We start from the raw sequence: 1333 nt of genomic DNA on the forward strand, positions 1-1333 counted from the left end.
TGCTGCGGCATGTCGGGCACCTACGGCCACGAGCAGCGCAACCTGCAGACCTCGCAGCGGATCTTTTCGCAGTCGTGGGCGCCGCTGCTGGAAGCCGAGCCCGCGCCGGCGGAATTTCTCGCCACCGGCTATTCGTGCCGCAGCCAGGTCGAGCGGCTGCAGGCGCGGCGATTGCGCCATCCGGTGGAGGTGCTGGCGCAGCTGTATGGCGCCGGCTGCGAAGAGGACGCCGCCACAGCGCGTTGAATCCCATCGATGAAAGGCGCTATCTTGTGCGCCGATCCATCGACCGGGTTCCCATGTCCAACGCCAGACTGCCCTCCTTCAAATTCCTGATCGGCTTCGAAGCAGCCGCGCGCCTGGGCAACTACTCGCGCGCGGCCGAGGAGCTGCACGTCTCGCAATCGGCCATCAGCCACCAGATCGCGCAGCTCGAGCAGCAGGTCGGCCAGCCGCTGTTCCGGCGCAAGGGGCGCGGCGTGGAGCTGACCGTGGCCGGCGGCCTGCTGCTCGACAGCGTGGGCAAGTCGCTCGAGCAGATCCGCCACGGCCTGCACCGCATCGAGACCTACATGGACGACCGCCTCGTCACGTTGGTCTGCCCCGCGCCCGTCGCCCACGGCTGGCTGCAGCCGCGCATCGACCGGCTGCTGCAGGCGCATCCCGACCTGTGCCCGATCGTCTCGGTCGACGAGAGCGCCCGTTTCATCGACGAGCTCGACGTGGACATCGCGATCACGCGCGATCCGCTGCAGCAGCCGGACGTGTTCGAGGTGCCGCTGCTGAGCGACGAACTGGTGGCGGTCGGCCTGCCCGACGCCGACACGGAGGCCGCGCCCGGCCTGCTGTGCCTCGAGGCCGACCTCACGAGCGACCGCATCGGCCCCTTCATCCGCGAACACTTCGGCCCGCTGCGCAAGGCCGCGATCTACGACGATCCGCGCCTGCTGCTCGACGCCGCGCTGCGCGGCCGCGGCCTTGCGCTGGTGTCGCGGCTCTTGGCCGACGATGCGCTGCGCAGCGGCCGCTTGCGCCACCTGGCGGCCTGGCCGAGCCTGCCGCTCGGCACCCTCTGGCTCTCTCGCACGGAAGGCCCGTCGCGCCTGCCGCTGGTGCGCGAGGTGTTCGAAAGCCTGCTGCGGTTTGCTCGTGAAGACGGTCATTTCATGAGCCAGATCGATTGATATGGCCAGAAAAGATCAATTGTGCGGATGAATGAGCGTCTACAGAATCCGGGACTCCGTAGAAACCCTGATTCTTATGACGACTCGACGAACGCTCCTGGGCCTCGGTGGCCTGGGCCTCTTCCATGGACTGCTGAGCGCCTGCGGCG

The 1333-nt window shown here is 68.2% G+C and carries 1 protein-coding gene and 1 pseudogene; both read left to right on the top strand.

All coding sequences use genetic code 11. From position 1 onward, the window contains the following. Window positions 1-246, top strand: a pseudogene (locus AC27VN_RS41580) (hypothetical protein); the annotation flags it as partial. Window positions 247-299: 53 nt separating this feature from the next. Next, the gene (locus AC27VN_RS41585; protein ID WP_490880526.1) at window positions 300-1184 is read left to right on the top strand and encodes a LysR family transcriptional regulator; all 885 of its coding nucleotides are present in this window, start codon (window positions 300-302) and stop codon (window positions 1182-1184) included. Window positions 1185-1333 lie beyond the last annotated feature (149 nt).

This window comes from Variovorax sp. 20P10.2.4, from assembly GCF_058244205.1.